This window comes from Mycobacterium sp. NGS54 (assembly GCF_059812465.1).
Window position 1 is genome coordinate 426,927 of record NZ_JCALCS010000002.1, and the last position, 20,855, is coordinate 447,781.

The 20,855-nt window shown below is 67.9% G+C and carries 20 protein-coding genes; 7 read left to right on the forward strand and 13 right to left on the reverse strand.

What is annotated here, in order from left to right:
- Positions 1–84 precede the first annotated feature (84 nt).
- Genes AC5Y5E_RS06640 through AC5Y5E_RS06650 form a run of 3 tightly spaced genes read left to right on the forward strand, consistent with a single transcriptional unit; the run spans position 85 to position 3,591 of the window.
- Positions 85–1,326 carry an alkane 1-monooxygenase gene (locus AC5Y5E_RS06640; RefSeq protein ID WP_499902191.1) on the forward strand — a complete coding sequence of 414 codons (1,242 nt, stop codon included), beginning with the start codon at positions 85–87 and terminating at the stop codon, positions 1,324–1,326.
- Complete coding sequence (locus AC5Y5E_RS06645) at positions 1,290–1,856, forward strand: pyridoxamine 5'-phosphate oxidase family protein (RefSeq protein ID WP_499902192.1); 567 nt, start codon at positions 1,290–1,292, stop codon at positions 1,854–1,856. Before AC5Y5E_RS06640 ends, AC5Y5E_RS06645 begins: the two co-directional genes overlap by 37 nt.
- 58 nt (positions 1,857–1,914) lie before the next feature.
- On the forward strand, positions 1,915–3,591 hold the full coding sequence (locus AC5Y5E_RS06650; protein WP_499902193.1) for a PE domain-containing protein: 1,677 nt from the start codon (positions 1,915–1,917) through the stop codon (positions 3,589–3,591).
- Here AC5Y5E_RS06650 and metK read toward each other — a convergent pair.
- The 5 genes from metK to mihF form a co-directional block, all read right to left on the reverse strand.
- Complete coding sequence (gene metK / locus AC5Y5E_RS06655; RefSeq protein ID WP_499902194.1) at positions 3,588–4,799, reverse strand: methionine adenosyltransferase; 1,212 nt, start codon at positions 4,797–4,799, stop codon at positions 3,588–3,590. The genes AC5Y5E_RS06650 and metK overlap by 4 nt on opposite strands.
- Before the next feature lie 90 nt (positions 4,800–4,889).
- Positions 4,890–6,137, reverse strand: coding sequence for a bifunctional phosphopantothenoylcysteine decarboxylase/phosphopantothenate--cysteine ligase CoaBC (gene coaBC / locus AC5Y5E_RS06660; RefSeq protein WP_499902195.1), 1,248 nt, complete (start codon positions 6,135–6,137; stop codon positions 4,890–4,892).
- Positions 6,138–6,156: 19 nt separating this feature from the next.
- Entirely contained in the window at positions 6,157–6,480 is a 324-nt protein-coding gene (gene rpoZ / locus AC5Y5E_RS06665) for a DNA-directed RNA polymerase subunit omega (RefSeq protein ID WP_499902196.1), read from the reverse strand.
- 80 nt (positions 6,481–6,560) lie between these two features.
- A complete protein-coding gene (gene gmk, locus AC5Y5E_RS06670) occupies positions 6,561–7,187 on the reverse strand; it encodes a guanylate kinase (protein WP_499902197.1) in 627 nt (208 codons plus the stop codon).
- Between the two features lie 14 nt (positions 7,188–7,201).
- Complete coding sequence (mihF, locus tag AC5Y5E_RS06675; protein ID WP_036355303.1) at positions 7,202–7,516, reverse strand: integration host factor, actinobacterial type; 315 nt, start codon at positions 7,514–7,516, stop codon at positions 7,202–7,204.
- Between the two features lie 458 nt (positions 7,517–7,974).
- On the opposite strand from mihF, the gene AC5Y5E_RS06680 reads away from it, so the two are divergent.
- Entirely contained in the window at positions 7,975–8,397 is a 423-nt protein-coding gene (locus AC5Y5E_RS06680) for a TOBE domain-containing protein (RefSeq protein WP_499902198.1), read from the forward strand.
- Positions 8,398–8,537: 140 nt separating this feature from the next.
- On the opposite strand, the gene pyrF is transcribed toward AC5Y5E_RS06680, so the two are convergent.
- Genes pyrF through pyrR form a run of 7 tightly spaced genes read right to left on the reverse strand, consistent with a single transcriptional unit; the run spans position 8,538 to position 17,150 of the window.
- The gene (gene pyrF, locus AC5Y5E_RS06685) at positions 8,538–9,365 is read right to left on the reverse strand and encodes an orotidine-5'-phosphate decarboxylase (RefSeq protein ID WP_499902199.1); all 828 of its coding nucleotides are present in this window, start codon (positions 9,363–9,365) and stop codon (positions 8,538–8,540) included.
- Complete coding sequence (gene carB / locus AC5Y5E_RS06690; protein WP_499902200.1) at positions 9,362–12,727, reverse strand: carbamoyl-phosphate synthase large subunit; 3,366 nt, start codon at positions 12,725–12,727, stop codon at positions 9,362–9,364. The genes pyrF and carB overlap by 4 nt, the downstream gene beginning before the upstream one ends.
- Positions 12,727–13,845 (reverse strand): glutamine-hydrolyzing carbamoyl-phosphate synthase small subunit, encoded by a 1,119-nt coding sequence (carA, locus tag AC5Y5E_RS06695; protein WP_499902201.1) that lies wholly within the window; start codon positions 13,843–13,845, stop codon positions 12,727–12,729. Before carA ends, carB begins: the two co-directional genes overlap by 1 nt.
- A complete protein-coding gene (locus AC5Y5E_RS06700) occupies positions 13,842–14,351 on the reverse strand; it encodes a PH-like domain-containing protein (protein WP_499902202.1) in 510 nt (169 codons plus the stop codon). Before AC5Y5E_RS06700 ends, carA begins: the two co-directional genes overlap by 4 nt.
- Positions 14,348–15,640 carry a dihydroorotase gene (locus AC5Y5E_RS06705; RefSeq protein WP_499902203.1) on the reverse strand — a complete coding sequence of 431 codons (1,293 nt, stop codon included), beginning with the start codon at positions 15,638–15,640 and terminating at the stop codon, positions 14,348–14,350. Before AC5Y5E_RS06705 ends, AC5Y5E_RS06700 begins: the two co-directional genes overlap by 4 nt.
- Positions 15,637–16,581 (reverse strand): aspartate carbamoyltransferase catalytic subunit, encoded by a 945-nt coding sequence (locus tag AC5Y5E_RS06710; RefSeq protein ID WP_499902204.1) that lies wholly within the window; start codon positions 16,579–16,581, stop codon positions 15,637–15,639. Before AC5Y5E_RS06710 ends, AC5Y5E_RS06705 begins: the two co-directional genes overlap by 4 nt.
- The gene (pyrR, locus tag AC5Y5E_RS06715) at positions 16,578–17,150 is read right to left on the reverse strand and encodes a bifunctional pyr operon transcriptional regulator/uracil phosphoribosyltransferase PyrR (protein ID WP_499902205.1); all 573 of its coding nucleotides are present in this window, start codon (positions 17,148–17,150) and stop codon (positions 16,578–16,580) included. Before pyrR ends, AC5Y5E_RS06710 begins: the two co-directional genes overlap by 4 nt.
- 190 nt (positions 17,151–17,340) lie before the next feature.
- On the opposite strand from pyrR, the gene AC5Y5E_RS06720 reads away from it, so the two are divergent.
- Positions 17,341–17,862, forward strand: a complete 522-nt coding sequence (locus tag AC5Y5E_RS06720) for a hypothetical protein (RefSeq protein ID WP_499902206.1) — start codon at positions 17,341–17,343, stop codon at positions 17,860–17,862.
- Between the two features lie 289 nt (positions 17,863–18,151).
- Complete coding sequence (locus tag AC5Y5E_RS06725; RefSeq protein WP_499902207.1) at positions 18,152–18,439, forward strand: excalibur calcium-binding domain-containing protein; 288 nt, start codon at positions 18,152–18,154, stop codon at positions 18,437–18,439.
- Between the two features lie 220 nt (positions 18,440–18,659).
- Here AC5Y5E_RS06725 and AC5Y5E_RS06730 read toward each other — a convergent pair whose 3' ends face one another.
- On the reverse strand, positions 18,660–19,031 hold the full coding sequence (locus AC5Y5E_RS06730; RefSeq protein WP_499902208.1) for a hypothetical protein: 372 nt from the start codon (positions 19,029–19,031) through the stop codon (positions 18,660–18,662).
- A 589-nt stretch (positions 19,032–19,620) separates the two neighbouring features.
- On the opposite strand from AC5Y5E_RS06730, the gene AC5Y5E_RS06735 reads away from it, so the two are divergent.
- Positions 19,621–20,811: a PE family protein gene (locus tag AC5Y5E_RS06735; protein ID WP_499902209.1), complete on the forward strand. Its 1,191-nt coding sequence runs from the start codon at positions 19,621–19,623 to the stop codon at positions 20,809–20,811.
- Positions 20,812–20,855 lie beyond the last annotated feature (44 nt).

Below are 20,855 nucleotides of genomic sequence, written 5' to 3' on the forward strand. Positions count from 1 at the left end.
ATGCGGGTTTATAACGAACTGTGATTTAACTAACTCGGGTCTAAGCATACCTTAGGTACGTTAAGTGCGCTACTGTACTTATCCATGACAGGTTTTCCGTTGCGAATTGGACTTCCTGCATGTTCTGGTACGGTTGTACCAGTTCGGTCCGCGGGCTGGAAGAAGCCCAAGCGCTACCTCTGGCTGCTCGCGGCGGCCGTCCCGGCACTGATCTTCCCGTCCTCGCATGCCGTGCGCGTGACCGGGCTCGGCGCGTTCTGGTGGAGCGTTCCCATCCTGGCGTTCGTGATCATTCCCATCGTCGATCACCTGGTCGGGCCCGACTCGCAGGCCCCCGGCGAGAGCGTGCTCGCCTGGCTGGCGACCGACCGGTTTTACCGCTGGGCCACCTACCTCTACCTGCCCAACCAGTACCTGTCGCTGGTGTTCGCCTGCTGGCTGTGGACTGGCGCCGGTGGGCTCCCAATGGGTTTCGTCGACAAGGTGGGGGTGATGGCGACCGTCGGCCTGATCGGCGGCCTGGCCATCAACGCCGCGCACGAACTCGGACACACCCGCGAGCGGTCCGAACGACTGCTCAGCAAGGTCGCGCTGGCACAGACCTGCTACGGCCATTTCTACGTCGAACACAACCGCGGACACCACGTCCGGGTGGCGACCGCCGAGGACCCCGCCAGCGCCCGATTCGGCGAGGGCCTCTACGCCTTCCTGCCGCGGTCGGTGACCGGCGGCCTGCGCTCCGCGTGGCGGCTCGAGGCGACCCGGTTGGCCGGACTCGGCAAATCCCGATGGAGCCTGCACAACGACATATTGAATGCATGGCTAATCAGCGCGGCGCTGTTCACCGTACTTTCGGTATGGTTCGGTCCCGGCGTGCTGCCGTGGCTGATCCTCCAGGCGATCGTCGGCTTCAGCCTGCTCGAGACGGTCAACTATATGGAGCATTACGGGCTGCGGCGCCAGCAGCTGCCCAACGGCCGCTACGAACGGGTCCGGCCGGCGCACAGCTGGAACAGCAGCACGGTGATCACCAACGTCCTGCTCTTCCACCTGCAGCGGCATTCCGACCATCACGCGAATCCGCTGCGCCCCTACCAGGTGCTGCGCCACGTCGACGACGCGCCGCAGCTGCCCAGTGGCTACAGCGCAATGTTGTTGCTGGCGTTGGTCCCGCCGCTGTGGCGACGGGTGATGGACCCGCGGGTGCTCGACTTCTACGGCGGCGACGTCCGATTGGCCGCGCTAAAACCGCGCGACAGCGCGGGGCCGGCGACGCTACGCTCTGGCGCGTGGCCAAAGAGTTTTCGCGCATCGATGAGTCGCTGACCGAATTCATTTCGGACCAGGCCGTATTCTTCGTGGCCACCGCCCCCTCCGAGGGTGGCCGAATCAACCTCTCCCCCAAGGGCTATCGCGACACCTTCGCGGTGCTGGACGAGCACACCGTGGCGTACCTCGATCTGTTCGGCAGCGGCGTGGAAACCATCGCGCACCTGCGCGACAACGGCCGCATCACCGTCATGTTCTGCTCGTTCACCCGCAACTCGCGGATCCTGCGGCTGTTCGGCACCGGCCGCGTCGTGCGCCCCGACGACGCCGAATTCCCGGGCCTGCTAACGCATTTCGGCGCTCAGCACGACGGCGTGCGGGCCGTCATCGTCGTCCATCTCGAACGGATCGCCGACGCCTGCGGATTTGCGGTGCCCTACTACGAGCTCGTCGGCGAACGGCCGGTGCTCGACGCCCATCACGCGCAGGCCTCCGACGAGAAGTTCGCGCACCTGGCCGAGCGCAACCGGCGCAGCATCGACGGCCTGCCCGCGCTCGACGCCGACCACCCGCCGCCCCGACCGTAACGCTTTGCCCGCGCCGAGCGATTGTTGAGCAAGCGGGGGTGACGGAAAGGGACCGACGATGTCGTTTGTGTTCGTCACACCGGAGCTCATGACAGCGGCGGCAACGGACTTAGCCGGCGTCGGATCGACGATCACCGCCGCCAACGCCGCCGCGGCGGCGCCGACCACCCGGGTGCTGGCCGCCGCCGCCGACCAGGTGTCCGCGGCCGTCGCGGCGCTGTTTTCCGGTCATGCCCAGGAGTATCAGGCCGTCAGCGCCGAGGCGGCGGCGTTCCATCAGGGGTTCGTGCAGAACCTGGCCGCCGCCTCGGCCGCGTACGCCGGCGGCGAGGCGCAGAACCTGCTGGGGCTCGGCAACAAGGGCGCTGCCGACGTCGGGCTCGGCAACAACGGCGGCAGCAACCTGGGCGGCGGCAACGTCGGCGACGGAAACCTAGGCGCAGGCAACCTCGGCGTGGGCAACGTCGGCAACGGCAACTGGGGCAGCTCGAACCTTGGCATGGGGAACCTGGGCAACAACAACTTCGGTGTGGGCAACGCCGGCAACAACAACATCGGCATCGGGCTCAATGGCAACAACCTCGTCGGCATCGGCGGCCTCAACGCCAACGGCAGCCTCGGCAATCTGGGCTGGGGCAACACCGGCAACAACAACATCGGCTTCGGGCTGACCGGCAACAACCAAATCGGCATCGGCAGCACCTATTACGACACCGCGACGGGTCGCTTCAGCCTCGGCGCGTTCAACTCCGGCAACGGAAACATCGGCTTCGGCAACTCGGGCTCCGACAACATCGGCCTGTTCAACAGCGGCTCCCACAACTGGGGCCTGTTCAACTCGGGCCACGGCGACACCGGCGTCGGCAACACGGGCAACACCAACACCGGGTTGTGGAACGCCGGCTACTCCAACGCCGGCATGTTCAACTCCGGCCTCCAGAACGTCGGCGTCGGCAACCCCGGCGACAGCAACGTGGGCTCGTGGAACGCCGGTCAAAACAACATCGGCGATCTCAACGGGTCAAACGGCAGCATCGGCTACCTCAACGGCGGCTACAACAACATCGGCGTCGGCAATTCCGGCGCGTACAACATGGGCAGCTTCAACAGTGGCGACCAGAACGTCGGCGACTTCAACGCGGGCTGCGACAACACCGGATCGTTCAACGCGGGCAACACCAACACCGGGTTCTTCAACTCGGGCAACACCAACACCGGCCTGTTCAACACCGGCAACCTGGATACGGGCTGGGGCCGCGCCGAGGATCTGACCGGCGTAGTGAGCAACTCGGGCTTCGGCAACACCGGCACGGGCAATTCGGGCTTCTTCAACACCAGCGATTTCAACTCGGGCTTCTACAACACGGCCAGCGGCGGCCTCAACTCGGGCTTCGGCAACAGCGGCGCGGGCGGCAACGACATGGGCTTCTTCAACTCCGGCAGCGGTCAATTCGCCGTGGGCTTCCAAAATTCGGGCAGCGGCAGCTTCTACACCGGCATCGGCAATTTCGGCACGGGCGACTACAACACCGGCATCGGCAATTCCGGCGTCAACGGCAACCACACCGGCTTCTGGAACACCGACACGGGCATCGGCGGCAACACCGGGTGGTTCAACACCGGCCTCGGCAACAACACCGGCTTCTTCAACTCCGGCGGGGGCTACCCCTTTGACCTGGGAAACTCGGGCTTTGCCAACACGGGCACCGGCGAGGCCGGCTTCTTCCAGGTTTAGATCGCGCGCTTGAGCTCGTCGACCATGTTGAGCTGCTCCCACGGCAGCTCGATGTCGGTGCGGCCGAAGTGCCCGTAGGCGGCGGTCGGCGCGTAGATGGGGCGCAGCAGGTCCAGGTCGCGGATGATGGCGCCGGGGCGCAGGTCGAACACCTCGGGCACGATCTTCTCGATCTTGACCGGGTCGACGGTGGCGGTGCCGAACGTCTCGATGAACAGCCCGACGGGCGCGGCCTTGCCGATGGCGTAGGCCACCTGCACCTCGACCCGCTCCGCGAGCCCGGCGGCGACGATGTTCTTGGCAACCCAGCGCATCGCGTACGCCGCCGAGCGGTCCACCTTGGACGGATCCTTGCCGGAGAAGGCGCCGCCGCCGTGGCGGGCCCAGCCGCCGTAGGTGTCGACGATGATCTTGCGGCCGGTCAGGCCCGCGTCGCCCATCGGCCCGCCGACGACGAACTTGCCGGTCGGGTTGACCAGCACCCGGGTCGACGACGAGTCCAGGGTGTCGTGGGCCAGCTCGTCCAGCACGGTCTGCAGCACGTGCGTGCGGATGTCGGGGTCCAGCGTGTTCTCCAGGTCGATGCCGTCGGCGTGCTGGGTGGAAACCACCACGGTGTCCAGCCGCACCGGAACGTCGTCCTCGTAGGCGATGGTGACCTGGGTCTTGCCGTCCGGGCGCAGGTATCCCAGCGTCCCGTTCTTGCGGACCTCGGTCAGCTTGCGCGACAGGCGGTGCGCCAGCGCGATCGGCAGCGGCATCAGCTCCGGGGTGTCGTTGATCGCGTAGCCGAACATCAGGCCCTGGTCACCGGCGCCCTGGGAATCCAGCGGGTCCGCGGCGCCCTCGACGCGCGTCTCGTGCGCGGTGTCCACACCCTGGGCGATATCCGGCGACTGACGGCCGATGCCGATGTTCACCCCGCACGACGCCCCGTCGAAGCCCTTGTCCGACGAGTCGTAGCCGATGTCGAGGATGCGGGCGCGCACCGTGTTGGTGATGTCGGCGAACGCCTCCTTGGCCGACGTCGTCACCTCGCCCACCACGTGCACCTGCCCGGTGGTCACGAGCGTCTCGACCGCCACCCGTGAACGGGGGTCCCCCGCGAGCAGGGCGTCGAGGACCGAGTCGCTGATCGCGTCACAGATCTTGTCGGGATGCCCTTCGGTCACCGACTCACTGGTAAACAGACGACCCTTTTCGCTCACAGTCCCGATCCTTCCAATAATTAGTTAGTCGAATTATATCTTCTGGCGTCATCCGGCACCCGTGCGGGCGCCGTAGCGAAGTAAACCCTGCTACCCGCTGTGGCCGTGCAGGAACGCGACGATTGCATCCACGATACGACTGGCCATCAGCGTCTTCGAGCCGTGCGCCAGCGCCGACTCGGTGCCGTCGGATGCCAGCAGCCAGCCGTCGTTGCTGTCCACCTCGAACGCTTTGTTGTCGCCGACCGCGTTGACGACTAGGAGGTCACAACCCTTGCGCCGCAGCTTTTCTCGCGCGTGGAACAACACGTCGCCGTTGGCGTCGCCCGTCTCGGCGGCAAACCCCACGATGGCCCGCATGTTGGGCAGCTGCCCGTGCGCGCGGGCGCGGACCGCGCCGGCGAGCACGTCGTCGTTGCGGACCAGCTCGATCGTCGGCTCCTCGGCGACGTCGGGGCCTTTTTTGATCTTGGCGGTGGAAACCTGCGCGGGCCGAAAGTCGGCGACGGCCGCGGCCATGACCAGCACGTCCGCCCCGGGGGCGTGCTTGGACACCGCCTCGCCGAGCTGCTCGGCCGAGCTGACGTGCACCACGTTGACGCCGGCGGGGTCGATCAGACCGGCCGTGTGCCCCGCGATCAGGGTGACCTCGGCGCCCCGCTGGGCGGCGACCCGCGCCACCGCGTAGCCCTGCTTGCCGGAGCTGCGGTTGCCGATGAAGCGCACCGGGTCGATCGGTTCGCGGGTGCCGCCGGCGGTGACCAGCACCCGGCGGCCGGCGAGGTCGTAGGGCAGCGCGTCGTGGCGCTCGAGCAGCAGCTGGGCCAGCGTGGTGATCTCCTCGGCCTCCGGCAGCCGTCCCGCGCCGCTGTCGGCGCCGGTGAGCCGTCCGTAGGCGGGTTCGAGCACCACGGCGCCGCGACGCCGCAGCGTGGCCACGTTGTCGACGGTGGCCGGGTGTAACCACATCTCGGTGTGCATCGCCGGCGCGAACAGCACCGGGCACCGCGCGGTCAGCAGGGTCGCGGTGAGCAGGTCGTCGGCCCGGCCGGAGACGGCCCTGGCCAGCAGGTCGGCGGTGGCCGGCGCCACGAGGACCAGGTCGGCCTCCTTGCCGAGCTGGACGTGCGGCACCTCGGGCACGTCGTCGAAGACGCCGGTGCGCACCGGCTGGCCCGACAGCGCCTCGAACGTGGCGGCGCCGACGAAGCGCAGCGCGGACTCGGTGGGGATGACGCGGACCTGGTGGCCCGCCTCGGCGAGCTGACGGACGACGGTGCATGCCTTGTAGGCGGCGATGCCCCCGGAAACGCCTATGACGATCCGCTTGCTGTCCACAGCGCGCCCGGCCCGCCCGTTACTCGCCCTCGGTGTGCTCGAGCAGGTCGGCGTGGATCTCGCGCATCGCGATGGACAACGGCTTTTCCTGCAGCCCCGGCTCGACGAGCGGGCCCACATACTCGAGGATGCCCTCCCCGAGCTGGTTGTAGTAGTCGTTGATCTGACGGGCCCGCTTGGCCGCGTAGATGACCAGGGCGTACTTGCTGGACACCCGGTCCAGCAGCTCGTCGATGGGCGGGTTGGTGATGCCCAGCGGGGTGTCGTAGGCGCCCTGGCCGCCTGCCGACGGGTCGAACTGGTCCACGGCGGTCAGCGACGCGTCGGACTGGGGAATGCTCACGTAGGTCAGTCTCCTGGCGGATAGAGCCGTGCGGGACGGCTAAAGAACTTCGATGCTTGAATCTGGTCTGGTCAGGCGGTTCATGCCGGGCCCGGCGCAGTTCCCACCAGCAAGGATACCAATTCGGCGCACGCAGACTCCAATCGACTGTTGACCACGATCTCGTCGAAGTCGTTTTGGGCCGCCATTTCGGTGCGGGCGGTGTCCAGGCGGCGCCGGATGGCCTCCGGCGTCTCGGTGCCCCGGCCCACCAGCCTGGCTTCCAGGTCCTCCCAGCTGGGCGGGGCCAGGAACACGGTCAGCACCTCGGGCATCGCTTTCTTGACCGCCCTGGCACCGGCCAGGTCGACCTCGATGAGCACGGGCAACCCGGAGGCGGTGGCGGCCCGGACCGGCTCGGCCAGCGTGCCCGACCGGTGCAGCCCGCCGTGGATCTCGGCCCACTCCAGCAGGGCGCCCTCGTCGATCAGCTGCTGGAAGCGGGCGGGGGTGACGAAGTGGTAGTCGACGCCGTCAACCTCGCCGGGCCGCGGGGCCCGGGTGGTAGCCGAAACGCTGAACTGCAGGTTGGGAATCCGCTCCCGCAGGCACCGGACCACCGTCGACTTGCCGACCGCGGAGGGACCGGACAGCACGACCACACGCCCCCTGCCTGATGGCTCGGGACGTGCCCCCCGTGCGACGTCCGGCCCCCCGCCGGCGCTCACCGGCGCTCCGGGGTTTAGGAGCCGAACTTTTCCAGCAGGGCCTTGCGCTGCCGGTCCCCGAGGCCGCGCAGGCGGCGGGTGGGGGCGATTTCCAGCTCGGTCATGATCTCCTGCGCCTTGACCTTGCCCACCTTCGGCAAAGCCTCGAGCAGCGCAGACACCTTCATCTTGCCGAGGACTTCATCGCTTTCGGCGTCCTTGAGCACCTGGGTGAGGTTGGTGCCACCGCGCTTGAGGCGATCCTTGAGCTCTGCTCGCGCTCGACGTGCGGCGGCCGCCTTCTCCAACGCGGCAGCGCGCTGCTCGTCGGTCAACTGGGGAAGGGCCACGATTCCTCCGTATCTGATCAATCGGTAATCGATCTCGTTTTGTCTCTGCCGGGTACTTCAGCCAGCCGAAATGACCGTACTCAGCCTTCCTGACGAAATCTAACCCGACCCCCTGGTTAATTGTGCAAATGTGCAGCGTGGGCGCCCCGGACGGGCCCCGCCGACCAGCGCCGAGACGGGCCGCACGCCGCCCCGATCCGGTGCCGACGACGCCGCCGAGGCGCCCCGAATAAGGCGTTCTAGCTGCGGTTATGTGCTTTCGCGACGGTCCGGGGCGGGACGGCCGCGGCCGGGGCGGGCGGGCGTGGCGGACGGCCCCGTGCCCGGGTGCGGCGGATCACGAGATTTTTCGTCACGCGTCGCGCGTGTCGCGCCCCCGGTCGCGTCCCCGGTCCGGCGGCGGCTACGCAGCGATGTGCCAGCTAACACCCAGCCAAATATCAGTTACGATCAAAATCGTGCCGAACCTGCGCATCCGTCAGGCGGCTGAACTGCTGGGAGTCAGCGACGACACCGTCCGCCGCTGGATCAACCAGGGCACGTTGTCGGTCACCCACGACGCGGCGGGACGCAAGGTCATCGCCAGCGAGGATCTGGCCGAGTTTTCCCGGGCAAACGCGCCCGCCCCCCCGCCGGACCCGCTGAGCATCGGCAGCTCGGCGCGCAACCGGTTCGTCGGCCTGGTCACGAGGGTGATCAGCGACACCGTGATGACCCAGGTCGAGATGCAGTGCGGCCCGCACACCGTGGTCTCGCTGATGAGCACCGCCGCGGCCGAGGAGCTGAAACTGCGGCCCGGCAGCGTCGCCGTGGCCGTCATCAAGGCCACCACCGTCATCGTGGAGACCGCCAGGCCCAGCTCGGCCGCGGCGTTGGACTAGCGGCGCGCGCTGACGGCATTGAGTGTGCACTGAGGGCTTCGCGTGTGCGCTCAGGGCTTTGCGAGTGCGCTAAGGGCGGAAAACCAGCCGGATCAGCGCCCCCAGCTCACACTGAAAGCCAAGGATTCACACCCAAGCGGCTACAGCGCGGACAGGTACGCGACGGCGTCCAGCATCCGCTCGCCGGCCGCGCGCAGGTCCGACACGCTGGGACCGGCCCGCAGCACCTCCCGCGCCACCGCGGGCAGCAGCTGGCCCGGGGCGGCCCCGCCCAGGCCGCCGAGCGCCTCTGGCCGCCCGCCCTGCGCCCCGACGCCGGGCACCAGCACCGGTCCGCCCAGCTCGCTGACGTCGGGCGCCTCGAACACGGTCGCGCCGAGGACCACGCCGACGTAGCCGGGCTCGGATCCGGTAGCCGAGCGGTTGACCACCGCCGCCTGGTCGATGATCAGCTGGGACACCGTGCGGCCGTCGAATTCGGCGCGCTGCACGGTGCCTCCCTCCGGGTTGGAGGTCGCCGCCAGCACGAACACCCCGCGGTCGTTCGCCGCCGCCGTCTCCAGCAGCGGCCGCAACGAACCGAACCCCAGGTAGGGCGAGGCGGTTACTGCGTCGGCGGCCAGCGGCGAGTCGCCCGCCCACGCCGCGGCGTAGGCCGCCATCGTCGTGCCGATGTCGCCCCGTTTGGCGTCGGCCAGCACCAGCACCCCGGCCGAACGTAGCGCGGCGATGGTGCGTTCCAGGACCGCGTAGCCCGCGGCGCCGTAGGCCTCGAAGAACGCCACCTGCGGCTTGACGACCGCGAAGCCGGCGAACGCCTCGATGCACACGTCACAGAACGCGGCCAGGCCGTCGGCGGTGGTGGGCAGGTCCCAGGCCCGCAGCAGCTCGGGATGCGGGTCGATACCCAGGCACAGCGGCCCGCGCCTGGACTTCGCCTCGGCCAGCCGGGCGCCGAACCCGGTCACCGGGAACTGCCCGCGGGCCCGATCGCGCTGTGCAGCTCTTGCAGCGATCGCACGCCGATGTCGCCGCGGATCCCCGCCTCGATGCCCTGCACGGCGGCGGACGCCCCCTGCACCGTCGTGACGCAGGGGATGTTGACCGACACCGCGGCCGAACGGATTTCGTAGCCGTCGATGCGCGGGCCGGAGTTGCCGAACGGCGTGTTGATCACCATGTCGACCTCGCCGGCCTTGATCGCGTCGACGGCCGACATCGCGGGGCGGCCGGGCTGCGGCGGCTCGAAGTGCTTGCGGACCTCGTCGCAGGGAATCCCGTTGCGGCGCAACATCTCCGCCGTCCCCTCGGTGGCCAGCACCCGGAAGCCCAGATCGGCCAGCCGCTTGACCGGGAACACCAGCGACCGCTTGTCCCGGTTGGCCACCGACACGAATATCGTCCCCTGCGCCGGCAGCGACCCGTAGGCGGCGGTCTGGCTCTTGGCGAAGGCGCTGCCGAAGTCGCGGTCGATGCCCATCACCTCGCCCGTCGACTTCATCTCCGGGCCGAGCAGCGAATCGATCGCGGCCCCGTCGGCGCGGCGGAAGCGGTGGAACGGCAGCACGGCCTCCTTGACCGCGATCGGGGCCTGCGGCGGCGCGTGGGCGCCGTCGCCGGTCGCGGCCAGCAGGCCCTCACCGCGAAGCTCGGAGATGGTGGCGCCCAACATGATTCGGGCGCACGCCTTGGCGAGCGGGATCGCGGTCGCCTTGGACACGAACGGCACCGTGCGGCTCGCCCTCGGGTTCGCCTCCAGGACGTAGAGCACGTCGTCCTTGAGGGCGTACTGGACGTTGAGCAGCCCGACCACGCCGATGCCGTGGGCGATGGCCTCGGTGGCGCGGCGCACCTTCTCGATGTCGCTGCGGCCCAGCGTGACCGGGGGCAGCGCGCACGCCGAGTCGCCGGAGTGGATACCGGCCTCCTCAATGTGTTCCATGATGCCGCCGATGTAGACCTCGGAACCGTCGCACAGGGCGTCGACGTCGATCTCCACCGCGTCCTCGAGGAAGCGGTCGACGAGCACCGGGTGCTCGGGCGACAGCGCGGTGGCGCGGGTGATGTAGCCCTCCAGCGTCTCCTCGTCGTAGACGATCTCCATGCCGCGGCCGCCCAGCACGTACGACGGCCGCACCAGCACCGGGTAACCGATGTCCTCGGCGATCCGGCGGGCCTGCGCGAAAGTTGTTGCCATGCCGTATTTCGGCGCCGGCAGCCCGGCGGCGGCCAGCACGTCGCCGAAGGCGCCGCGGTCCTCGGCCAGGTCGATGGCCTCCGGCGGCGTGCCCACGATCGGGACCCCCGCGTCGAAGAGCCGTTGCGCCAGCCCCAGCGGCGTCTGCCCGCCGAGCTGCACGATCACCCCCACCACACCGGGGCCGCCGCTGCCCGACTGCGTTTCGGCGTGGAACACCTCGAGCACGTCCTCGAACGTCAGCGGCTCGAAATACAGCCGGTCGGCGGTGTCGTAGTCGGTGGACACCGTCTCCGGGTTGCAGTTGACCATCACCGTTTCGAAACCGGCCTGGCTCAACGTCGTTGCCGCGTGCACGCAGCTGTAGTCGAATTCGATGCCCTGGCCGATGCGGTTGGGGCCCGAACCCAGGATCAGCACCTTGGGCTTGTCGGTCTGTGGGGCCACCTCGGTCTCGGCGGCGGGGTCGAGCTCGTAGCTGCTGTAGTGGTACGGCGTCTTGGCCTCGAACTCGGCCGCGCAGGTGTCCACCGTCTTGTACACCGGGTGGATGCCGAGGCGCTCGCGCAGCGAGCGCACCCCGTTCTCCCCCGCCAATTCCGGTCGCAGGGCGGCGATCTGGCGGTCCGAGAGCCCGCTGTGTTTCGCGCGCCGCAGCAGCTCGGCATCGAGCACCGGGGCGGCGACCAGCTGGGCGCGCAGTCCGATCAGCTCGCCGATCTGCGCGACGAACCACGGGTCGACGCCGCTGGCCTCGGCGACCCGCTCGACCGAGGCGCCTAGCCGCAACGCCAGCTCGATGTCGTAGAGCCGGCCCTCGGTCGGGGTGCGCAGCCGGGTCAGCACCTCGTCAACGTCTACTTGCGTCCCCTCCGGGCCGTCCGGCGTGGTCCAGAAGCCGGCCCGGTCGGTCTCCAGGGAGCGCATCACCTTGCCGAGCGCCTCGATGAAGTTGCGGCCCAACGACATCGCCTCGCCGACGGACTTCATGGTGGTGGTCAGGGTGGGGTCGGCGCCGGGGAACTTCTCGAACGCGAACCGCGGCGCCTTGACGACGACGTAGTCCAGCGTCGGCTCGAAGCAGGCGGGTGTCTCCTTGGTGATGTCGTTGAGGATCTCGTCCAGGGTGTAGCCGATGGCCAGCTTCGCGGCGATCTTGGCGATCGGGAAGCCGGTGGCCTTGGACGCCAGCGCGCTGGACCGCGACACCCGCGGGTTCATCTCGACGACGATCAGCCGGCCGTCGCGCGGGTTGACCGCGAACTGGATGTTGCAGCCGCCGGTGTCCACACCGACCTCACGCAGGATCGCGATGCCCAGGTCGCGCATCCGCTGGTATTCCCGGTCGGTCAGCGTCATGGCCGGCGCGACGGTGACCGAGTCGCCGGTGTGCACGCCCATCGGGTCGACGTTCTCGATGGAGCACACCACGACCACGTTGTCGTGGGCGTCGCGCATCAGCTCGAGCTCGAATTCCTTCCAGCCGTAGATCGATTCCTCGATGAGCACGTTGGCGCTGGGCGACGCGGCCAGCCCGGCGCCGGCCATCCGGTCGACCTCCTCGGCGGAGTGCGCCATGCCCGAGCCCAGGCCGCCCATGGTGAAGCTGGGCCGCACCACCACCGGCAGGCCGACCTCTTCGACGGTCTCGCGGACCTCGTCCATGGTGAAACACACTCGGCTGCGGGCGGATTCGCCGCCGACTTTGGCGACGATGTCCTTGAACCGCTGCCGGTCCTCGCCGCGCTGGATGGCGTCGAAGTCGGCGCCGATCAGCTCGACGCCGTAGCGCTCCAGCGCCCCGTTCTCGTACAGCGCCACCGCGGTGTTCAGCGCCGTCTGCCCGCCCAGGGTGGCCAGCAGGGCGTCGATCTTGTTGCCGCGCTCGGCCTGCTGGGCGATCACCCGCTCGACGAACGCCGGCGTGATCGGCTCGACGTAGGTGTGGTCGGCGAACTCGGGGTCGGTCATGATGGTGGCCGGGTTGGAGTTGACCAGACTGACCTGCAGGCCCTCGGCGCGCAACACCCGGCACGCCTGGGTGCCCGAGTAGTCGAACTCGCAGGCCTGCCCGATCACGATCGGCCCCGAGCCGATCACCAGCACGTGGTTGAGGTCGGTGCGACGCGGCACTAGCGGCCCCCTGCCATCAGGTCGACGAATTGGTCGAACAGGTACTCCGCGTCGTGCGGACCGGCGGCGGCCTCGGGGTGGTACTGCACCGAAAACGCCTTGCCGTCGGCGAGTTTGACGCCCTCCACCACCCCGTCGTTGGCGCAGGTGTGGCTGACGATCGCCGGGCCGAACGGCGTGTCGAAGGACTGGCCCGCCTCGCCTTCTAGCGCGAAGCCGTGGTTCTGCGCGGTCACCGCGACCCGCCCGGTGGCGTGGTCGATGACCGGGACGTTGATGCCGCGGTGGCCGAAGACCATCTTGTAGGTGGACAGGCCCAGCGCCCGGCCCAGGATCTGGTTGCCGAAACAGATTCCGAACAACGGGATTCCGGCGCCCAGCACCTCGCGGGTGAGCGCGACGACGTGGTCGGCGGTGGCGGGGTCGCCGGGACCGTTCGACAGGAACACGCCGTCGGGCGCGATGTCGGCGATCTGCTCGAAGGTCGCCGACGCCGGCAGCACGTGGCTGCGGATGCCGCGCCTCGAGAAGTTGCGGGGCGTATTGGTCTTGATTCCCAGGTCGAGGGCGGCCACCGTGAACCGGTGCGGCCCTTCGGATTCCACGACATAGGCGCCGTCGGTGCTGACCTCACCGGCCAGGTCGGCGCCCAGCATCGACTGCTGGCCGCGCACCCGGTCCAGCAACTCGGCCGGCTCGGCCAGCGCGTCGCCGGAGAACACCCCCGCCTTCATCGAGCCGCGGCTGCGCAGGTGCCGCACCACTGCCCGGGTGTCGATGCCGGCGATCCCGACGATGCCCTGCCGGGCCAGCTCGTCTTCCAGCGTGCCGGTGGCGCGCCAGTTGGAGGCGCGCGGCGACGGGTCGCGCACCGCGTAGCCGGCGACCCAGATCTTGTCGCCCCGGCTCTCGGCGTCCTCGTCGTTCCAGCCGGTGTTGCCGATCTGCGGCGCGGTGGCCACGACGATCTGGCGGTGGTAGCTGGGATCGGTCAGCGTCTCCTGATAGCCGGACATGCCGGTGGAGAACACGGCCTCCCCGAGCGTCTGGCCGACCTTGCCGAAGGGCGTTCCGGTGAAGACGCGGCCGTCTTCCAGAACCAGTAAAGCTTTACTCACGCGGCTCCCTTCTCCTGGGATTCCAGCCAGGGGTCATAGTCATCGCGATGGTTCGCCCGAAACCCGGTGTCGATCTCGACGCCGGACGGCAGGCGCCACCGGATCGCCAGGATCCCGGTCCGATGCGCGACCCTGCCCGCCATTCGGCGCTCCATGCGGATGCCCTTGATCAAGGATTGCGGAATCCAAATCGGTTGGGCCCGCATCCTTTCCACCAAGATCCCCTCGTGATAGCGGGTTAGCACCGCCTTGCTACGGAAGCCCAGATCGCCGGCGGCGATCCGCTCGCTCCAGTCGGGAGCAATCATCGAACCGCAGTACTGGCCGCGGGTGCTGATGGTCGCGGCGCCCACCTGGTCGGGCAGGTCGGGCAGCTGACCGATCAACTCCTGCTGGCGCTGCGCGCGCCGCTGCCAGGAGCGCATTATCAGCTGGATGAGCACCGTTATCACGATCACCAGCACGGCCGCGAAGACCAGCGACCCCACCAGCGTGCCCGAATTCATGCCGGGCTCTTCCCGTCCCGCGCGGTGACCTTGCCGCGCAGCAGGGTCGCGGTCACGGTGGCGGGCAACGTCATCGACTCGTACGGCGTGTTGGCCGACCGGCTGGCCAGGTCCGACCCGGCGACCGTCCAGGTGGTGTCCGGGTCCACGACGGTGAGGTTGGCCGGCTCGCCCACCTCCAGCGGGCGGCCGTGGTCGGGCAGCCCGACGATGCGCGCCGGGTTCTCGCTCATCACCCGCGCGACATCGCGCCAGGTGAGCAGCCCGGGTGTCACCATCGTCTGCACCACCACCGACAGCGCGGTCTGCAGCCCCAACATGCCGGGACGCGCGGCCGAGAACTCGACGCACTTCTCATGTTCGGCGTGCGGGGCGTGGTCGGTGGCCACACAGTCGATTACGCCGTCGGCCAGCGCCTGACGCAGGGCGACGGCATCGGCGGCCTCGCGCAGCGGCGGGTTGACCCGGTTCACCCCCTCGTAGGAGGCCAGCCGGCCATCGTCGAGCAGCAGGTGGTGCGGGGTGACCTCGGCGGTTATCGAAATCCCTTGTTCCTTGGCCCATTTCACGATCTCGACGGTGCCCGCGGTGGAGGCGTGGCAGATGTGCACCCGGGCACCGGCGTCGCGGGCCAGCAGCGCGTCGCGGGCCACGATGGATTCCTCGGCGGCCCGGGGCCACCCCGCGAGGCCCAGCCGCGCCGCCGTCGGGCCCTCGTGGGCGACGGCGCCGACGGTCAGCCTCGGCTCCTCGGCGTGCTGTGCGATCAGCACCCCCAGGCCGGTGGCGTACTCCAGGGCGCGGCGCATGATCAGCGGGTCGTGCACGCAGATGCCGTCGTCGGAGAACATCCGCACCTGCGCGGCGCCGGCGGCCATCATGCCCATCTCGGTGAGCTCGGCCCCGGCCAGGCCGACGGTGACGGCGCCGACGGGATGCACGTCGACGAGGCCGACCTGCTGGCCGCGGTGCCAGACGTGGTCGGTGACCACCGGGCTGTCGGCGACGGGGTTGGTGTTGGCCATCGCGAACACCGCGGTGTAGCCGCCCAAAGCAGCCGCCGCCGAACCGGTTTCGATGTCCTCGGCGTATTCGCGGCCCGGCTCGCGCAGGTGGGTGTGCAGGTCGACGAACCCGGGCAGCAGCACCTGGTCGGTCGCGTCGATGACGTCGGCGGTGTCGGGGATCTCGAGTTTCGGCCCGATCTCGGCGATCTGCCCGTCGTCGACGAGGACGTCGACCCGCTCACCTTCACCGTAGAGCCGCACGCCGCGGATCAGCACGCTCATGCCGCGATGTCCTCCGCCCCGACCAGCACATGGAACAGCACCGCCATCCGCACGTGCACTCCATTCGAAACCTGTTGCAGCACCGCCGATTGCGACGAGTCCGCCACCGAGGACGAGATCTCCATGCCGCGTACCATCGGCCCCGGGTGCAGCACCACCGCATGGCCGGGCAGCATCGCCTGGCGCCGCTCGGAAAGGCCGTACCGAACCGAGTATTCGCGCACCGACGGGAAGAAGCCGCCGTTCATCCGCTCGGCCTGCACCCGCAGCATCAGCACCGCGTCGGCGGCCGGCAGCTCGGCGTCGAAGTCGTAGGAGACGGTGGCCGGCCAGCCGTCGACCCCGACCGGCAGCAGCGTCGGCGGGGCGACCAGCACGACCTCGGCGCCGAGGGTGGCCAGCAGCATGACGTTGGAGCGCGCGACCCGGCTGTGCAGGATGTCGCCGACGATCACGACGCGCCGGCCCTCGATGCTGCCGAGCCGCTGGCGGACGGTCAGCGCGTCCAGCAGCGCCTGCGTCGGGTGCTCGTGGGTGCCGTCGCCGGCGTTGATCACCGACGGGCCGTCGTCGTTGGTCCCGGTCCAATCGGCTAGCAGGTGCGCGGCGCCGGAGGCGGGGTGGCGGATGATCAGCGCGTCGGCCCCGGCTGCGCGCAGCGTCAGCGCCGTGTCGCGCAGCGACTCCCCCTTGCCCACCGACGATCCGGCGGCGCTGACGTTGATCACGTCGGCGCTCATCCACTTGCCGGCCACCTCGAAGGACACCCGGGTGCGGGTGGAGTTCTCGTAGAACATCGTGACGACGGTGCGGCCGCGCAGCGTCGGCAGCTTCTTGATCTCGCGGCCGACCAGTGCCTGCGCGAACCGGTCCGCGTCGTCGAGGATCGCGGTGGCGTCGTCGCGGCTCAGGTCGCCCGCGGCCAGCAGGTGGCGCGTCATCGCGAGATCACCACCCCGTCGCGGCCGTCGTGCTCGCCGAGCAGCACGTGCACGCTCTCGGTGCGCGAGGTGGGCACGTTCTTGCCGACGTAGTCGGCGCGCAGCGGCAGTTCGCGGTGGCCGCGGTCGACGAGCACCGCCAGTTGCACCGCGCGCGGCCGGCCGACGTCGCGCAGCGCGTCCAGGGCGGAGCGCACCGAGCGGCCGGAATAGAGCACGTCGTCGACGAGGATCACCAGCGCGTCGTCGACGCCGCCGGCCGGGATGGAGGTGGCCGCCAGCGGTCGCGGCGGCTTTTGCATCAGGTCGTCGCGGTAGAGGGTGATGTCGAGGGCGCCGTGCGCGACGTCGACGCCGCTGAACTCGGCGATGTTGGTGGCCAGGCGTTCGGCGAGGAGGACGCCGCGGGTCGGGATTCCCAGCAGCACCACCCGCGGCGCGTCGGGACCGTCGAGCGCGGTCTTTTCGATGATCTGATGTGCGATACGGGAGATCGTGCGACCCACGTCGGCCGCCGACATCAACTCCCGGGATTCACTGCCTAATGCGGCATCCCCCGCGGCACCCATGCGAGAACTTGACCTCCTTCTCCGCCTCTCCGGACGGATCGTTAAAGGGGGTTTGTAGAACACTCTCATGCCCTACCCGCTAGGAGGGTATCAGGCGCTCAGTTGTCAGGTCGTCGCGCAATGCCGCGCCCAGGCCCCTGGGTTTGCTGCGGGGGGCCAGGTTGTCCAATCGCGCACATACTATTAAGCCGTGCAGTGGGTGTTGACCACGCTGGCGGTCGCCACCGGCGTTTCAACGCTGTTGGCGACGTTGGTGAGTCTGCCCTTCACCCCGGCCCGATTCTGGTCTTGGCGTCTCCGCAAGCACATGCAGACGGTGAAAGCCGTGGATGCCGATCGTCAGCCAAACCACCATGAGGTGCTGATGAGGCATGCTGACTACCTGTCAAACAAGGTCGCCGCCGCATATCACATCCCAACCGACTGGGGACGTTTCAGCCATGTCGTTATCCAAGTCGGCTTCGTTGGGGGTGTGGTTTTCACAGCCATCTTTCAACTGGTCCTCCGCGGACCCGAGTCATTTCTGGAAGACCGAATCTTGTTGGTAATTGCGCCGTTTCCTCTGGTGATTTGGGCAAGTGAGTCGATCGCGCTTTTTGCAAGCTTCCGGATCACGCGGGACGCGCGAGCCCGATTCATTCGGAGGCGTTGTCCCCCCGGATTTTCCCGTGCCAGCGTCTTACGGGGCGTTTACCCGACGCGACCCGAGTAACCGCATTTACCACGCAGTTCAGCGGAGCCGCAGGCTACGAGATACCGGCATGATGCCAGCCGAATGGCGACCACGCTCCAAGGCGGCCGCGTTTAGACGGAAGCTTTTGGCATGGCGGCGGAAGCGGGGCTTGGTGTATGGGCGGTTTACTGCCGAGATTTATCGGCTGCCTGCAGAGCGGTCGCACGACACGGAGCGGAGGTGAGCCGCCCAGCCGGAAATCGCTTGATTCCAACGTGGGGCATAGCCCCTCGTCGTAGGCTGCCCCCACACGAAGGGGTGTGCAACGGTGGCGATCAGTAGAGAGACGAAGATTCGCATCCTGGTGGTGGCGACGATCGTAGTCATCACGGTGGTCTTGGTCGTCTTCTTCCACACCAGCCCACGCCTTCCGCCGGGGCCGGGGCCATCGCCGGGAACGACGGCGGAAGTCACATCGCCGCCGGCCCACAAAGGGCCGCCGTACAGCAATTGCGAGGAAGCCCACGCGGACGGTCGCTACAACATCCCCAGAGGGGACATCGCCTACAACCCCGCGCTGGACCGCGACGGCGACGGAATTGCTTGCGACCGTTAGCGGTTGATCAGGAACAGTCCCGACACGTGTTCAGGTCGGGCATGCCGGGCGTAATCGGTACGTCAAATTCGCTGCCGGGCAGGATCTTCCGGCAGCCGCCACTTGGCGGCTGTGTGGAACGGTCGGTTGCTCGGTTTCCAGAGGAGCCGCTGCTTGAAGTAGTCGGCCGTAGTCGGCCCAGCCGCAACCGATTTGGTCGGCTTGCGTCGCTTCCCAGGTCTCATCTCCATCGCCCTTCTACTCCTCGGCGCCCGAAGTCGGACGCTGTCATCATCTCGTCGTCCAGCCGTATCGACTTCAGCATCGACAGCAGCAACGCCTGCGTCTTGCGGAGGTCATCAACCTCTGGCATCGACGTGATCTGTTTGTTGTAACCGAGCACGCGGGTGTCTGCCCCCGCTGCCCGGACGATCCGGCGAAGCCGGTCCAGCTCATCGGCCAGGAAACACGCCTCCTCGATCACCAGCACCGTCTCCGGCGCATGGTCGAACTCCGCCGACGCGTGCAGCTCACGCCACAGCCGCCTGCCACGGGCGCGCAGGCCTGTTGGCGGCCGTGGTAGGGCGGCCTCTTCTGGCTCGCTTTGAGCCATTTTTGGCCCCCTTCCGTTGTGTCACGCTGGCCGCTGACCAGCGTCTTGTCTTGTTTTGCCTGGAAAAAATCAGCTATGCCCGCATCGAGCCACGCGGGCGCATTACGTACCGGTCTAACGGGCGCACCGGAGGGGTACCCCCCCTGGGCTGCCCCAGGGGGCCTGTGCCGGGTGTGTGCCCTCCCACCACCCCCGAGGGGTGTGTGCCTGCTAGGGCACGCAGTGCCCGACGCCCGAGGGGCAGGCCGTACCTGCCCCGTATGCCTGTGTGCCCCAAGCCCTCCCAGGGCCAGGGGCCTGCCCACCCACCGCGTGGGGCGAGGGGTACCCATACCCCATACCTGCCTGCCCCTACCTCAGGGCAGGGCAGCCACCCCCCGAGGGGCAGGACAGGGCCTACCCCACTAGCCCAGCGCCCCACTCCTGTCTGGCCCGGCGCCCGTGTACGCCAGCCTGACCGGTGCGGTGGGCGGGTCAGCGACATAACTAAAACACCCGATAAGAAATTTGAGAATCACTAGTTTCAAGTGTGAGCATTCCTTGTAAACTCCGGTGACCGCCGCTCGGTGCTGGCGAGGAGGAGCCGGTCATGTCGTTGCTCAATGTGGTGCCTGACATCGTTACGGCAGCAGCAGGGAATCTGCAGGATATTGGCTCCGCCGTAAGAACTGCGACCGCCGCAGCAGCGGCTCAGACGACGGCCATAGCGGCACCCGCTGCTGATGAGGTGTCAACGGCGATCACGGCCCTGTTTGGCGCAAGCGCCCAGGAGTTTCAAACCGTCAGTGCCAAGGCGGCAGCGTTTCACGACGAGTTCGCGAACTTGCTGAATGGCGGCGCAGCTCAGTACGTGCACACCGAGATCGCTAACGCCGAGCAAATGTTGGTGAACACGTTGAACACACCCGCCGTGGCACCGCTGCGTCACCCGCTAATCGGAACCGGCCAATGGACCGCAGCCGCCGCGAGCCCTGCGGGCTTTTGGAGTAATTTGGCCGGAAGTTTCGCAGGCAGCGATATCGGTAAATCGATCTACAATGCCGTAGTTACCGCTGAAACTAGACTTGCTATTTCCGGGGAAACAGCTGCGGTCGGCGCTTTAATTGGTGGTGCTATTGGGACGTTTCTTGAGCCGGGAGGCGGCACCGTGATTGGTGCCGAGGTTGGTTCCGAGGTTGCCGTAGAGGCCACCGCCCTTTGGGAAGGGTCCGCCGCTATTCTTGAGGAAGCATACGCAGGATTTGCAGAAGTTCCTACACTCTCCGAAAACCTAAGCGCTATCGGTGGTTTGCTTGGCGGACTTGCACCGGGCTTTGTCGTGGGGAACGCCTTTAACTACGTGACGGGTGCTGGACAGTTCATCGGAAACGCTATAGCCGACTTCCCGTCGAACATTAGCTATCTCATAAATAATATTAACTATTTGTTCCCAACACAGTCGCTTTCTTCGCTAAGCCAGCTGTCAAATTGGGGATTAGGTCCGAGCATCGCCATCACCAGCGACGTAGTCGGGCCGTGGGGCGCCGACGGAATCCAGCAAGACGTGACAGGGGTATTTGATTTCGGAGCCGGCCCGTTCAGCGTGCAGGTCGGCTCTTTCTCAGGGATGTCGGCAGCCGATATGTACGGAGGCATGGCATCGGTAAACGCAACCGCTTTTGGCATTAGGGAGTCAGGCTCCGTATACAGCTCGAATGGGGGGGCTCCCCAATTTTCCTTCTCGGTCGACGTCCCCGCCGTGACGGGTCTACTGCAAGATTTCGCACCATACCTCCCCTGATCTCTCATTTAACCCCCTAGGTCGAGTTCTTTTATAGGTGCAGC

Coding starts and splice junctions, on each gene's coding strand:
- AC5Y5E_RS06710 (WP_499902204.1), bottom strand. CDS start 16,581: ATGACGCGCCACCTGCTGGCCGCGGGCGACCTGAGCCGCGACGACGCC.
- AC5Y5E_RS06705 (WP_499902203.1), bottom strand. CDS start 15,640: ATGAGCGTGCTGATCCGCGGCGTGCGGCTCTACGGTGAAGGTGAGCGG.
- AC5Y5E_RS06730 (WP_499902208.1), bottom strand. CDS start 19,031: ATGGCTCAAAGCGAGCCAGAAGAGGCCGCCCTACCACGGCCGCCAACA.
- AC5Y5E_RS06650 (WP_499902193.1), top strand. CDS start 1,915: ATGTCGTTTGTGTTCGTCACACCGGAGCTCATGACAGCGGCGGCAACG.
- pyrR (WP_499902205.1), bottom strand. CDS start 17,150: ATGGGTGCCGCGGGGGATGCCGCATTAGGCAGTGAATCCCGGGAGTTG.
- AC5Y5E_RS06640 (WP_499902191.1), top strand. CDS start 85: ATGACAGGTTTTCCGTTGCGAATTGGACTTCCTGCATGTTCTGGTACG.
- AC5Y5E_RS06700 (WP_499902202.1), bottom strand. CDS start 14,351: ATGAATTCGGGCACGCTGGTGGGGTCGCTGGTCTTCGCGGCCGTGCTG.
- AC5Y5E_RS06735 (WP_499902209.1), top strand. CDS start 19,621: ATGTCGTTGCTCAATGTGGTGCCTGACATCGTTACGGCAGCAGCAGGG.